General features: G+C 71.7%; 13 protein-coding genes. 6 read left to right on the forward strand and 7 right to left on the reverse strand.

Annotated features, from left to right (window positions below):
* Positions 1–17: 17 nt before the first annotated feature.
* The 3 genes from OG900_05220 to OG900_05230 form a co-directional block, all read right to left on the reverse strand.
* Complete coding sequence (locus OG900_05220) at positions 18–1,199, reverse strand: helix-turn-helix domain-containing protein (GenBank protein WUH89604.1); 1,182 nt, start codon at positions 1,197–1,199, stop codon at positions 18–20.
* A 387-nt stretch (positions 1,200–1,586) separates the two neighbouring features.
* Complete coding sequence (locus OG900_05225) at positions 1,587–2,441, reverse strand: LLM class flavin-dependent oxidoreductase (protein WUH89605.1); 855 nt, start codon at positions 2,439–2,441, stop codon at positions 1,587–1,589.
* A gap of 481 nt (positions 2,442–2,922) precedes the next feature.
* Positions 2,923–4,938 carry a SpoIIE family protein phosphatase gene (locus OG900_05230; protein ID WUH89606.1) on the reverse strand — a complete coding sequence of 672 codons (2,016 nt, stop codon included), beginning with the start codon at positions 4,936–4,938 and terminating at the stop codon, positions 2,923–2,925.
* A gap of 592 nt (positions 4,939–5,530) precedes the next feature.
* Here OG900_05230 and OG900_05235 point away from each other — a divergent pair.
* Complete coding sequence (locus OG900_05235; GenBank protein ID WUH89607.1) at positions 5,531–6,415, forward strand: LLM class F420-dependent oxidoreductase; 885 nt, start codon at positions 5,531–5,533, stop codon at positions 6,413–6,415.
* A gap of 208 nt (positions 6,416–6,623) precedes the next feature.
* Here OG900_05235 and OG900_05240 read toward each other — a convergent pair whose 3' ends face one another.
* Positions 6,624–7,223: a hypothetical protein gene (locus tag OG900_05240; protein WUH89608.1), complete on the reverse strand. Its 600-nt coding sequence runs from the start codon at positions 7,221–7,223 to the stop codon at positions 6,624–6,626.
* Positions 7,224–7,542: 319 nt separating this feature from the next.
* On the opposite strand from OG900_05240, the gene OG900_05245 reads away from it, so the two are divergent.
* The 4 genes from OG900_05245 (at position 7,543) to OG900_05260 (ending at position 10,277) form a co-directional block, all read left to right on the forward strand.
* Complete coding sequence (locus OG900_05245) at positions 7,543–8,085, forward strand: hypothetical protein (protein WUH89609.1); 543 nt, start codon at positions 7,543–7,545, stop codon at positions 8,083–8,085.
* Between the two features lie 20 nt (positions 8,086–8,105).
* The gene (locus OG900_05250; GenBank protein ID WUH89610.1) at positions 8,106–9,299 is read left to right on the forward strand and encodes a histidine kinase; all 1,194 of its coding nucleotides are present in this window, start codon (positions 8,106–8,108) and stop codon (positions 9,297–9,299) included.
* Positions 9,296–9,961, forward strand: a complete 666-nt coding sequence (locus OG900_05255; GenBank protein WUH89611.1) for a response regulator transcription factor — start codon at positions 9,296–9,298, stop codon at positions 9,959–9,961. The genes OG900_05250 and OG900_05255 overlap by 4 nt, the downstream gene beginning before the upstream one ends.
* Before the next feature lie 64 nt (positions 9,962–10,025).
* Entirely contained in the window at positions 10,026–10,277 is a 252-nt protein-coding gene (locus tag OG900_05260; protein WUH89612.1) for a hypothetical protein, read from the forward strand.
* A 119-nt stretch (positions 10,278–10,396) separates the two neighbouring features.
* On the opposite strand, the gene OG900_05265 is transcribed toward OG900_05260, so the two are convergent.
* The 3 genes from OG900_05265 to OG900_05275 all read right to left on the reverse strand — a co-directional run bounded on the left by OG900_05265 (position 10,397) and on the right by OG900_05275 (position 12,350).
* On the reverse strand, positions 10,397–10,567 hold the full coding sequence (locus OG900_05265; GenBank protein ID WUH89613.1) for a hypothetical protein: 171 nt from the start codon (positions 10,565–10,567) through the stop codon (positions 10,397–10,399).
* A 797-nt stretch (positions 10,568–11,364) separates the two neighbouring features.
* A complete protein-coding gene (locus OG900_05270) occupies positions 11,365–11,778 on the reverse strand; it encodes a DUF1707 domain-containing protein (protein ID WUH89614.1) in 414 nt (137 codons plus the stop codon).
* A complete protein-coding gene (locus OG900_05275) occupies positions 11,775–12,350 on the reverse strand; it encodes a winged helix-turn-helix domain-containing protein (protein WUH89615.1) in 576 nt (191 codons plus the stop codon). Before OG900_05275 ends, OG900_05270 begins: the two co-directional genes overlap by 4 nt.
* 186 nt (positions 12,351–12,536) lie before the next feature.
* Here OG900_05275 and OG900_05280 point away from each other — a divergent pair, with 186 nt between their 5' ends.
* Complete coding sequence (locus tag OG900_05280) at positions 12,537–12,830, forward strand: hypothetical protein (GenBank protein ID WUH89616.1); 294 nt, start codon at positions 12,537–12,539, stop codon at positions 12,828–12,830.
* Positions 12,831–12,859 lie beyond the last annotated feature (29 nt).

Genomic DNA, 12,859 nt, shown 5'->3' on the forward strand with positions numbered 1-12,859 from the left:
CGACAACACCGGGTTCGTCACGCGGCACGGTAGGCCACGGCCCTCACGGCAATCAGAACCTTGTGCTGTCGGCTCACTGCCGGTGTGCGATCTGCTGCACCGAGGAACCGGCGCAGTTCGGCCCGGATGGTGGCCGAGTCGGCGCTTTTGATCACTGGCAGCGCTTCCGCGATGGTGCGGCAAGCCCCCTCCTGATCGCCCATCCCTGCCTGGGCGGTCGCGTACCGCACCGCAAAGCGGGCCCGCGAGTTGGCGTCAGCGGTCGCCACGGGAGCACGCCGAAGTTCGGCAGCGAAGATCCCGGCGGCGTGGCTGAATCTGCCGAGGTCGACCAGGCAGGACGCCTCGATCACGCGCGGGGTCCCATTCTCGATACGCGGCCCCCACCGCAGTCCTGACGGGCTTGCAGCCGCCTCGGCCCGGTGGGTTTGCATCCGGTCCAACGCGCGCCGGTACGAATCGTAGTCGCCGAGGACGGCGTGGCCTTGGGCCTCGCGCCGTGCGGCATGTACCAGGATTCGCGGGGTCGCGGCCGGATGGTCGGCCGCGCGGCGGGCATGGTCGACCACGGCGGATCGGTCTCCGCGGTGCTGGGCGATGGAGGCCCGGCGGACCAGCGCGTAGGCGGCCATCGAGTCGTCGTCACCCAGAGCTGCCCAGCGGACCGCGACGTCAGTCCAGCGCAGCGAATCAGCCGGCCTTTCCGCCTCCTGAGCCATCCAGCCCAGGTATTCCGCATACCGTGCGGCGATCAGCCAGACCTCCCGTCGGCGAGCGTGACCGACGCGTGGCGCCGCATCGGTCAGCAGACCGGCTATGGACCGCATGGGCGCGGCCGGCATGCTCGGGCCCAAGGTCCGCCCGAGAGCCCGGAACTCGTCGAACATCCGCGTGTAGCCGGAGACCAGGACATCGGCGTCGATGTGGGTGCTGCGGCCTTGCCGAGCCTTGTCGGCGAGGGCTTCGAGCGCACCGCCGGCGCTGAGCGCCGCATCGCAGGCCGCCGCAATCGCTGCCGTGGGATTGCGCCGGCCACTTTGCAGATTGCAGATGTGCCCCTCGGAGATGGCTGTGCGTTCGGCCAGCCCGCGCACCGACCAGCCCTTGAGCACACGGAGCCGGGCGAGTTCGACACCGAACTCCTGCGCCGGAGAAGGGGCGTGCGTGGCTTCCCGGCCCGATGCGAACGGAAGGTCCATACACGTCAGGGTAGGGAGCGGGGGGAGTTCGAAGGTGGCGATCGAGGATACTCGGTCGTCATTCAGTCTGGGGTGAATGGTGTGGTTCGGTCCGTGGGTGGGGGTGGGGGTGGGGCCTCTGCGGTGTGGTCGGGGCCGGGTGGTTCCGGGCCATGGTGTCCGGCCGCAATCACGTGGAGAGGTGCGCGGCCGGCACGATCCGCGCGGCGTTTCGTCCGGATACCGGGCAGACCAGCTCATCCGAACGAAACGCCCCACGTCATCCGAGTGCGCTGCCCCGGTCACGGCGCAGGCCCGTGCAGTCGTACGTCCTAGCGTGCGCGTCGCGCGTGTCCTTCGTACTCCTCCACGGCCGGCAGCCCGGCTTCCGGCAGCCCGTCAAAGGCGTCAGAGCTTCAGAGCGTCGGCGAACCGGTCGATCTGGTCGGCGTCCGAGCTCCAGCAGTACAGCATCACCTCGTCGGCGCCGATGTCCGTGTAGCCCTCGACGGCCTCGCGGATGGCCTGCGGGGTGGTGAGGAGTCCTTCGACCATGCTGTCGGCGTGGCCGGTGAAGTCGTAGTACTCCAGGAGGTTGCGGCGGGCCCGGTCAACGGTGGCGTCCGGGCCGAGGACGGCGTTCACCTGGGCGAGCAGGCGGGGCCGCCCGGAACGGCCATGGGTCTGCCAGGACGTTTCCACGCGACGGAAGAGGCCGGACATGATCCGCGGTGGCAGGCCGGCGCCGAGGAACCCGTCGCCGAACCTCCCCACGCGTTCGACTGCCGCCGGTACGAAGCCGCCGAACAGCACCTCCGGTCCGCCGGGTGTCGCGGGCGCGGGGCCGATGGGGCCGACGCCTTCGCCGTAGGGCTTGCCGGACCAGGCGAGGCGCAGTCGGTCCATCTGCTCCTCGAGGCGGCGACCCCGTTGCCGGATGTCGATGCCCGCCGCGCGGCAGTCGTCCTCACGGACGCCGACACCGACGCCGAGAGTGAAACGGCCGCCGGTGAGCCGGTCGAGGGTCGCGGTCTGTTTGGCGAGTAACGCGGTGTTGTGGTGCGGCGCGAGCAGCACCTCCGTCTGGAGGCGGATACGGGAGGTGACGCCGGCGAGGTTCGCGAGGGTGATGAGGGGTTCGGGATTGTCGAAGACGAGCCGATCGAGCAGTCCGAGGGTGCTGAACGGGCCGGTGTCGGCGCGTTGGGCCCAGTCCAGCAGGGCGGCAGGATCTTCGACGGGAAGGCCGAGGCCTATCTTCACGGGATGAACCTCCGAAGGGCATGGCGGATGGTGACGCGTCACTGGACGCGCCTGGGGCCGGTTCGAGCGGATTCGACAGTGGGAGCGACGTCGAGAACGGCGTGCCGGCGCTCATGCGTGAGCGGGTGGTTCCGGACCAGCCCGGGGGGACCGCCGGGCTGTCAGAGCTGGGTGGTTGCGTGGCGGCCATGCGGCCGCCGGGCGGACTCCTGTGTCGTCCAGGCCCGTCGAGGCCTCCCGGAAGTTCGCCGAGTCCCAGCTCGTCACTCATATCTCCACGGTGTGCCTGGATGGCTCGACTGCCCGTCAACCTTAGCCCCCACTCGTGACGCGCCATCAGGTCCGCGGTGGATGTTCTTCGCTGCCGGCAACGACACCGACACCTCTACCCTTGCCGAACGCCGGGCACAGTATGCGGGGATCCGTGTCGCCCGACGGTTCGCGGGACCGGGCGACCGTTCGCGGGAGCGGCGGGCCGCGCTCACCGGGGCAGGGGGAGCGTGCGCGCCAGCAGCAGCGCGGTGTCGTCCTCGGAACCGCCCTCGGGCAGCATCGTGTCGATGACCCTGGTGCAGAGGTCGTCCAGGGTCGCCGCAGGACGGGCGAGGGCCGTGCGCAACCGTTCGAGGCCTTGGTCGATGTCGGCTTCCCTCGTCTCGACCAGGCCGTCGGTGTACAACGCGATCAGGCTGCCCTCCTCCAGGTGCGTCTCGGCGGAGCGGAAGTCCCCCAGCCCGATGCCGATCGGTGCCCCGGGGGGCAGGCCGACGAATTCGACGCTCCCGTCGGGGGTGACGATCGCCGGCGGGGGGTGCCCGGCGCTGGCCATGGTGCAGGAGCGGGTCGCCGGGTCGTAGACGACGTAGATGCAGGTGGCTCCCACGCTCGGTGAGGTGAGCTCTTCCTCGGGCCGGTCGCGCGCCAGGCCGACCACGAGTTCGTCCAGCCGGGCCAGCACCTCGTCCGGGGGCAGTTCCAGGTTGGTCAGGGTGTTCAGCACCATACGGAGCCGGCCCATGGTCGCGGCGGCGTTGATGCCGTGGCCGACGACGTCGCCGACGACCAGGGCGACCCGGTCGTGCGACATCGGGATCACGTCGAACCAGTCGCCGCCGACTCCGCCGTGCTTGTCCGCGGGCAGATAGCGCGAGGCCACCTCGACCGCGTCGCCGCTGCGCAGGATGTGCGGCAGCAGGTCGCGCTGGAGCGCGAGGGCGGCCGTGCGCTCGCGGCTGTAGCGGCGGGCGTTGTCCAGGCTCAGGGAGGCGCGGGCCGCCAGCCCCTCGGCGAGGAAGAGGTCGACCCTGCTGAAGGGCACCGAATTCTCCGAGCGGAAGAAGGTGACGATGCCGAGGACGTGCCCGCGGGCCTGGAGCGGGATGATCATCAATGAGTGCATCCCGAACCGCTGGAGGACCGCGGCACGGCTGGGGTCGTCGTCGCGCCAGGTCCCCCCGGAGGGGTCCATCACCGGCTCGAAGTGGGAGGTCCCTGTGACCCGCACCTCGGTGTAGGGGGATGAGGTCGGCACGAAGACCGGCATTCCCCGCGGCCAGATGGCCTCGGGGACGCCGGGGTGGATGGAGGCCAGGCCACCGCGGTAGAAGGCGGCGTTGCCGGCCTCGTTGGGGCTGACGCGCTCCAGCGGTTCCTGATCCGGCGTGATGGAGTCGGCGAGGTCGACCGTGACGAAGTCCGCGAGCGTCGGCACCGCGGTGTCCGCCAACTCCTGGGCGGTGGCCATGACATCGAGCGTGGTCCCGATCCGGGTGCCCGCCTCGACGAGCAGTCCCAGCCGCTGCCGCGACCAGCTCTCGCGAATGTCCTCGACGATCAGGCACAGGCCCAGTGCCCGGCCGCCCGCGTCGTCCACGCGGAAGAGGGACAGCGACAGCGACGGCTCGGGGCCCCCCTCCGGCCCGGACGGCATCCACAGCAGATCCACCGAGGCTGTCCCGCGTTCGAGGATCCGCCGCATCGCGGCCTCAAGGCTCTGGCCGCGCCCCGACGCGATCAGCTCCGTGAGCCGCCGCCCCACGCGGGGACCGCCGGGGATGAAGTCCATGCCGGTGATCGCCTCGTTGTACCAGGTGCAGCACAGGTCGGGCCCCCACAGCGAGGCCCCCATGGGCGCGTGCTCGAACACGGTCTCCAGCGCGGCCGTGTCCAGGCGGGAGGGCGCCGGCCGCCCGGCGGGAGCGGCCTCCCACACCAGCCAGTCGTGGCCCGCCTCGCCGACGAGGAAGGGGGTGACCCGGAAGTCCACGTTCCGTCCCCGGCCGTCGGCCTGCCGGATGTCCACCGGCCCTGACCAGCGCCTGGAGGCGTTCAGCGGACCGGGGGGCCGAGGCTCGCCGCCGGCCATCACCAGCTGGTGGGCGGGGCGGCCCAGCGCCTCGGCGGCGGAGAAACCCCAGAGGCGCTCGGCCGCGGGCGCCCAGATGACCACCGTACCGGCGTCGCTGATCACCGCCACCAGTTCGAACGAGCTGCTCACCGTCTGCTCTCCTATGACCCCGCAGGGTCATCGACGGGCGTGCGAGACCCGCTGCAGGGAAGACCCCTCCCCGCCAGGTTCGCACAATATCGGGCATACCGTACGAGTAGTCGTGGTCAGGACGGCCCGCCACCGGCGCTCCCGCGGAGCGCGCCGCCCGTCCACGACCCGGGGGTCAGCGGGGCCGGGGGGTCGGGGGCAGGCCGGTGGATTCCTCCTGGGCGACGTGGGCGGCGGACATGGGGGTCCACCGGCGCCTGGGTGGCCAGGTCGCCGGTACCCGTGCCGACCGTGCCCCCGGCGCCGCCCCGGTCGCTCACGAGCGCGAAGGCCCCGGGCGAGCCGGCCGCGACGACGCCCGCCGGCGCCTGCCGCAGCCCGGGGTGGTCGGGCGCGGGAACGGCGGCCGCGGGGACGATCGGGCCCGGCCGCGACAGCGGCCCACGATCACTACTTCCACAGACGCCCTGGCGCGCGACTTCGTCATGTCCCGCAGCTCAGCGCACGCGGCGACGTACGCGTCCTCAACGGCGGGCAACGGGCCGTGTACAACGGAGGTGATCGGAATCCCCTTCGAGCGAGGACGACGCACATGGCACAGGACAAGAACCCCCTGGGCAGGATCGGCGTCTGGACCAGCGCCTGGACCACCGCCCAGAACGGCGACGGCCCCGCGTACTCAGGTGTGCACGACGAGGCCGCGGCCGAACTCGACTCCCTGGGCTACGGCACGATCTGGCTCGGCGGCGGCCCGGACGTCGGCTACGCGGCGCCATTGCTGGCCGCCGCGCCCCGGATCACGGTGGCCACCGGCATCCTCAGCATCTGGCAGCACGGCGCGGAGGAGGTCGCCGCCGGGCGGGCGGCGCTCGAACGCGCCCATCCCGGGCGGTTCCTGCTCGGGCTCGGCGTGAGCCACGGAGTGCTCGCCAAGGACTACGCGAAGCCGTACTCGGCGATGCGCGAGTACCTGACCGCGCTGGACTCCGCGCCGGAGCCGGTGCCCGCGGCCGGAAGGGTCCTGGCCGCGCTCGGCCCCCGGATGCTGGAGCTGGCCAGGGACCGCGCGGCAGGTGCGCACCCGTACCTGGTCACCGCGGAGCACACCGCCGGGGCCCGCGACATCCTGGGCCGGGACGCGCTGCTCGCGCCGGAGTTCAAGGTGGTGCTCGACCCGGACCTGGACCGCGCCCGCGCCACCGCCCGCGACTACCTGGCCATGTACCTCACGCTGCCCAACTACACCACGAACCTGCGGCGGCTCGGCTTCACCGAGGACGACCTGCGCGACGGCGGCAGCGACCGGCTGCTGGACGCGGTGTTCGCGCTCGGCGACGCCGACACGATCGCGGCGCGCGCCCAGGAGTTCCTCGCCGCGGGGGCCGACCACCTGGCGCTCCAGGTCGTCACCGCCGACACCCGGACGGAACTCCCGCTGGACGCCTGGCGGCGGCTGGCCGAGGTGCTGCTGCCGTAGACACGCCCGGTCGGCGCGGGCCGGCAGGCAGGCGGTGCGTCCTGGGCCACGCGCACGCCCCTCCGTCATGCGCGGAGCACCGGTCACCCCGCAGGGAAACGCAGCAGGTCAACGCCCCTCACTCGACTTCTCCGGCGGGACGGGTCGTACGGACCGACGACGTGCGGAACGCCCGGCCGGGAGACTCCGGCCGGGCGCTCCCCACGGATCAGATCGTGGGGGTGTCGTCGACGATCTCCTGGTGCGGCTCGACGACGAACTTCCAGCCGTCGCTGGGCTCCAGGAACCGCACCCGGGGCGGGTAGATGTCCAGGGCTCGGCGGTCGCGGTTCTGGTTGCCCGCGCTCTTCCGGCCCCGGATCGGCTCCTCGAACAGGTCGACCTTGACATCCGGCACCGCGACGGACTCCTCGCTCCAGCGCTGGACGATCCCAGCGCCGAAGGCGTCCCGCGCGGCGGCGTAAAGCGCCTCCAGCGATTTCACGTCGCCGCCGGGAACGAAGAGGGCGAGATTCAGCAGCACGCCCGCGCTCCGGAGGACCTCTATTTCCTCCCCTGCCTTTTCGGCGACCCATACCCCGGCATCTTCCGCACTGTCAGGGAGGAGGGTTATCTCGTCACCGAATATCGTCCGCGCGGTGAAGGACCCGCCCTCGAAATTCTGGCCCGGCTTCGTGAGGCTGGCCGGGGCGTAGCAGTCGACAGGAAGACCGTCCGTCCGCGCCGGAACGAAGATGCCGTCCTGGATGCCCAACTCCGCGACCTCCTCAGCCGTGAGACGTCGAGCCGCAACCTTCTCGGTATTCACGCCATTCCCCTTTTTTCGGCGCCTGCGAATTACTCATTACCCTATCACGAAGACACCCGTTCAGTTCCCGCCCCGTATGGCGTCGCGACGGTCACGACACTGCTGGTCAGCACTCAGGGAATTCCTTCGTCCGGACGCGAACCCGATCGGCGGCGACGCACAGGGGACGCGTCCTTATACGTCGACCATTCGCCGGAAACACCTCGGCAATTCACCGACGCCCGCGCGCCGGGGGTGGAGGGGAACGGTTCCCGATCTCCACCTGTCCTTCCACCCGTGGGTCCAGGTACGGAAAGCGCCGGATCGGCAGGCTTGAGGCATGACAACGACCGACTGGATCACCGACATCGCCCTCGTCCTCGTCGTCTTCCGGCAGCTGCGGGAAGGCCGACTCGATCTGAAGTCCTTCCTCGTCCCGCTGGGGATCGTGGCCTTCGTGGCGCACACCTACCTCGACAGCGTCCCGACGGGAGGCAACGACCTCGTGCTGATCGGCGCCCTGATGGCCGCGGGCGCGGCGCTCGGGGTCGCGGGCGGCGTCTACACCCGCATCCGGGTCGCCGGTGGGCACCTGCTGATCAAGGCGGGCGCGGTCTCCGCGATCCTGTGGGTCGCCGGCATGGGCGCCCGCATGGGCTTCCAGGTGTGGGTCGACCACGGCGGCGCCGACAATGTCGCCCGGTTCAGCCTCACCCACCACATCACCAGCGACCAGGCGTGGGTCGCGGCCTTCGTCCTGATGGCGCTCACCGAGGTCGTCACACGACTCGCCACCATCTTCATCCGCAGCCGGACAGCAGCCCACCGGCAGCCCCCGGCCACTGCGACGCGTCCCGCGCCCGCCCTCGAACGTACGGCCTGACCATGGGCTATGGTCACGCCGTGCACGAAGCCCAGAGCGTCCCGGATCACGGGCCGGCCCCGCACTCGGGGGTCGGCCCCCGGCCGGTTCCCGGCCGGGACCCCCGGGTCCAGCAGGCCCTGACCGTCATCGTCATCGTGGCGGCGCTCTGGACGGTCCGGCCGCTGGGCCTGAGCGGCCGGGGGCTGGTGGTGGCCGTCCTGCTGCTGGTCAACTCGATCGCCCTGGCGGCGCGGCACCTGCCGGAGGACTGGATCCCGCCGCGCCTCGTCCTGGTCTGGCCGACGCTGGGCATCGTGGCAGCGGCGGCCCTGATCGGCGTCAGCAGCGCCGGGTCCGGCTACCTGTTCGCATACTTCCTCGTCGGTCACATCGGGGTCCGCCTCGAACCCCGGCAGTCGCTCACCCTGGCGGCCCTGTGCGGCCTGCTGTGCGGCGGCGTCCTCTACTTCCACCTCGGCCCCGGCCACAACCTGCTGCCGTGGACGCTGGGCCTGACCACCGGTCTTCCCGTCCTGATCGGCATCCTCAACCGCAGCCACCAACGGGCCGTCGTCGCGGCCATCTCGGCGGCCGAGTCAGCGGAGCGGGCGGCGCGGGCCGAGGCCAGGACCGCCGCCCTGACCGAACGGAGCCGGATCGCCCGCGACGTCCACGACGTCCTGGCCCACTCCCTGGCGGGCATCAACATGCAGCTGGAGCTGGCCGACGCGCTGATCGACACCGGCGACCTGGACCGGGTCCGCGAGGCGAACAAGAAGGCGCACACCATGGTCAAGGAGAGCCTGAAGCAGGCCCAGTGGACCGTGCACGCACTGCGCGAGGACGCGCTGCCACTGGTCGAGACCCTCACGGCGATGCTGGACACCCCAGGACACCGCGAGACGCTCACCGTTGCCGGGACCGTCCGCGCGGTCCCCTCCCGCGTGACCCAGGACCTGCTGCGGATCGCCCAGGAGTCGCTGACCAACGCGGCCCGGCACGCGCCCGGCGGCGAGGTGCGTGTCGAGCTGGCGTTCGACGCCGCGTCCACGGCACTGACCATACGCAACGGTCCTGCGACCCGTACGGTGAGCACGGGCGTCGGCAGCGGAATGGGGCTGATCGGCATGCGCGAGCGGGTCGCCCTGCTGAGCGGGACGATCACCGCGGGCCCGGTCACCGAAGGACCGGACGCGGGCGGGTGGCAGGTGGAGGCAGTGATCCCGGGATGAGCGAATCCACGCGGGACGTACGGCGGTTGAAAGTGGTCGTCGCCGATGACCAGGCGGCGGTGCGCGAGCCGCTGGCCGCGGTCCTCGGCATGTCCGAGGACATCGAGGTCGTCGCGGCGGCGGCCGACGGGGCCGAGGTGCTCGCGGCGGTGGCGGCGGGACCCGTGGACGTGGTCCTGATGGATCTGCGCATGCCCGTGATGGACGGCACCGAGGCGACTCGGCAGCTGACGGAGAAGCACCCGGAGGTGGCGGTGGTCGTACTGACCACCTTCGCCGACGACGACTCGATCCTGGCCGCGCTGAGCGCCGGCGCACGGGGCTACCTCACCAAGAACGCGGGGCGCCAGGACATCGCCCGCGCGATACGCGCCGCGGCCGCGGGACAGTCCGTCCTCGACCGCGAGGTGCAGGACCGGCTCCTCGCCACCGTCCGTACGAAGCCCCCGGCGCCCGCGCAGCCGCTGCCCGGGGACATCACGCCCCGCGAGCGCGAGGTGCTCGCCCTGATCGGCCAGGGCCTGCCGAACCGGGCGATCGCCGAGACGCTGTTCATCAGCGAGGCCACGGTCAAGACGCACATCAACAACCTGTTCGCCAAGGCGGACATCAAGGACCGCGCCGACGCCGTCCGCCGGGCCATCGCGGCGGGGCTTGCCTGAGCCCGCCCTGCTGCCAGGGGTGATCGCGGCGCGGGACCGGCATCGTGCAGCGGGTGGGGGGATCGTGCAGAGCTGGAAGTCGACGACGACGCGACCAACCTGCCCGTCGTCGGTGCGGCCGATCCTCGTCGGGCTGGAGGACCGTTTCCCGGTCACGGGGCGGGCCGTCCAGGAACGTCACCCGGGCCGCGGCGGCATCGGCCCCGTGTGTCGTGCGCAGAAGCAACAGCGTGACGGGGAACTCGCCCGGTGGCACGGCAACGGTCCGCGGGGCATCTCCGATCCGGCCGGGATCCGAGACCGCCTGCTGCCCTGACATGCGGGCACCGCACCCGGCCATACGGTACCGGCGCGATGTCGGGCCGGCAGCCCGGTGGGCGGCGAGCAGGACCGGCCGACGCGGCCGGTCCTTCGCCCCTGGTCGGCACGCCGGAATCAGCCCTGCGGTTCGAGGGTCCAGCGGCCCCGTCCCCTGATCTGGAGATATCCGCTCGGGAGCCGATGCAGACCCGAAGCCGTGCTGATCCGGCGCACCGGCTCCAGGTATTCGTCCAGTGCCCACAGCACCGGCAGGTCGAGCATGCCGTTCGGCGCGTACGTGACCATCACCTCGGCTTCGGGCCCGGCCTGCCGGACGACTCCGTAACCGTGGCCCCCGTCGACCGGTGCAGTCGGAGGAGATCGCCGAGCGGCCGTCGGCCTGGAATGCACGGGTGAGCAGGTTGGCGTCGTCACCGGTGGTGCGGTGCAGCCCGAGCAGTGCGGGCGGCCCGTCGTACCGGAAGACGGCGCTGCCGGTGCCTTCCGCCGGGCCGGTGAGCGCGGGTGCCTGCTCGATCGGCAGCACCTGCAGGTTCCACTCGCCGACGTTCTCCAGCCGCAGCTTGGCCTCGCTCTCGCCGCGGCGAAAGATCAGGCAGCGGCCGGGCGGAGAGCTGCCAGGCGCCCTCGGCCTCCAGCACGAGCAGCAGGGGCCCGTCGGGCAGCGGGGCGGTCCGGCGGAGCCGTCCGGTGGCGTTGACCAGAAGGTCGTACGCGTTCGGTTCGCTGAGCGACGCCGCTTTGTGGGAGGTCAGCCCGAAGTAGCCGTCGCCGTCCTCCTCGCCGGCGTATTCCACGTCGAGGTCGGCCGCGGTGCCCTCGTACGCGACGACCTCGGGGCCGTGCCCGTGGAGCGGGCCGGTGCCGAGCCGGCGGGCCGCCGGCAGCGGCCCCGGTCACGACGGTGCACCCACCCGCCGCCCGGCCCTGGCGCGGGCGTTGGCGCGGGCGTTGGGCAGAGCGCGGCGGGACCGCGCGCCGGGCATTCGAACCCGCGGCCTCATCCCGAGGCAATCCTGGCAGCCGCACGACGCGACCAGGCAGCCGACGCAATGGCGTTCAGGTCCTCGTCGGTGCCGACTTCAGTTCGCCTGCCGCGGACCAACCGCGGGCTGAGCCGCGGTGTCGTCTTCCAGGTCAGGGATCGGAGCCCGCGCCTGTGCTCGTGAGTGCGTTCGACGTGCGGTGCGTCGGGACATGAGCCAGTAGACGAGCGCCGCAGGCGGCGCGACGCATAACAGGATGATCAGCAGGCGCGAGTCGATCACGTGAGTGAGTGGCGCAGGTACTTCCGCTTCGTCTGGCAGATCTTTCACGAGGGCGGCCAACTGCTCGCGGGTGCGTGCTTCGTAGGCCGCGGCCACGCGTTCTTCGAGCTCGGGCAGTGTCAGTCGGCCAACCGCGTAGTGATGTTGCAGCCGCGCCTCGACCCGGGCGCGCTCGGCGTCCGAGGCTCGGATCACCGCGCCGGTCGTGCGCTCCTCGTCGTCATTCATGACGGCCTCTCAGGCGTGGCGGCATTGGGGGGGCGATCTTGCAGGTCGACCAGCGCGATGACCACCCGCGTCCAGACCCCTGGGGCATCGCGCTCCCCGAACCGGGTGGCGAGCCGTTCGATGTGGCCGCGCAGCTCGGCGAGCGCCTCGTCGGTCAGCCGCACCGCACCGCGGTGCAGATCGACCTCCCGGCGGCCGCCCGCCTCCTTGGACCGGTAAGCGGCGCTGATGTCGGCCCGCGTGGCATCCAGCATCGAGCCGAGGAACCCGACCATTTCCTCCGGGCTCGCGGCATCCCCGGGAGGTTCGGCGACCGCAGGGGCGTAGACCCGCTCGACCTTGCCGCGGGCCAGTGGCCGGTATTCGGCGATCTCGATCAACCCGGCCCGTTCGAGCTGACCCAGATGGTAATAGAGGCGATCAGCCGGGAGGTCAGCGTGGTCGGCGAGTTCACGTGCGGACCGTGGCATCTCCCACAGCGCTTCCAGGAGCCGGATGCGCAAGGGGTCGGCAAGCGCTTTGTGCACACCGCGCCAGCGCGGCGGCGACGCACCGGAACCCTGTCCGCCCATCGCCCGACTCCCCTTCATCGCACCGATCTTGAGTGATTGGAAAATTCTACAATCAACGGCGGGGCGTGGCCAGCCCGACGGCCCACCAAGACCGCAGAGAGCGCGGCACGATGCAGAGCCGAGAGTCCTGGGGGCCGGTCGCCTTCGGCCCCCAGGGCAGGAGGAGTCCACGGCGTCAAGTGCGTGATGTTCGGCTTCGACGGCCCGCTGTGCCCGCTGTACGAGGACCGGCCGAGCGACGGGCTCGCGCGGACCTTCCACCGCGTCCTCGCGGACGCCGGCCTGGAGCCGGCCGAACTGTCCGGCCTGGCCGACCCCTACGGCATGCTGCGCCGGTTGCCGCACTCCTTTCCCCGGCCGGCCCGTCAAACGCCGCGCGGCAGGCGTCCGGCGTATACCGCGGCTGCCGTCGCCCGCCGCCGCACGCCCCGTAGGGGCCCGCCTGCGGCAGCGCGACCACCCGGCTCGCACCCCGCCTGAAAAGCGGGGCGGTTACAGGCAGTTCAAGG

This window comes from Streptomyces sp. NBC_00433 (genome assembly GCA_036015235.1).
Classification (GTDB): domain Bacteria; phylum Actinomycetota; class Actinomycetes; order Streptomycetales; family Streptomycetaceae; genus Actinacidiphila.

Bases quoted from the DNA above. Each gene is read 5' to 3' on its own strand.
- OG900_05220 (WUH89604.1), bottom strand. From the start codon at position 1,199: ATGGACCTTCCGTTCGCATCGGGCCGGGAAGCCACGCACGCCCCTTCT.
- OG900_05235 (WUH89607.1), top strand. From the start codon at position 5,531: ATGGCACAGGACAAGAACCCCCTGGGCAGGATCGGCGTCTGGACCAGC.
- OG900_05245 (WUH89609.1), top strand. From the start codon at position 7,543: ATGACAACGACCGACTGGATCACCGACATCGCCCTCGTCCTCGTCGTC.
- OG900_05255 (WUH89611.1), top strand. From the start codon at position 9,296: ATGAGCGAATCCACGCGGGACGTACGGCGGTTGAAAGTGGTCGTCGCC.
- OG900_05265 (WUH89613.1), bottom strand. From the start codon at position 10,567: ATGGTCACGTACGCGCCGAACGGCATGCTCGACCTGCCGGTGCTGTGG.
- OG900_05270 (WUH89614.1), bottom strand. From the start codon at position 11,778: ATGAATGACGACGAGGAGCGCACGACCGGCGCGGTGATCCGAGCCTCG.
- OG900_05275 (WUH89615.1), bottom strand. From the start codon at position 12,350: ATGGGCGGACAGGGTTCCGGTGCGTCGCCGCCGCGCTGGCGCGGTGTG.
- OG900_05280 (WUH89616.1), top strand. From the start codon at position 12,537: ATGTTCGGCTTCGACGGCCCGCTGTGCCCGCTGTACGAGGACCGGCCG.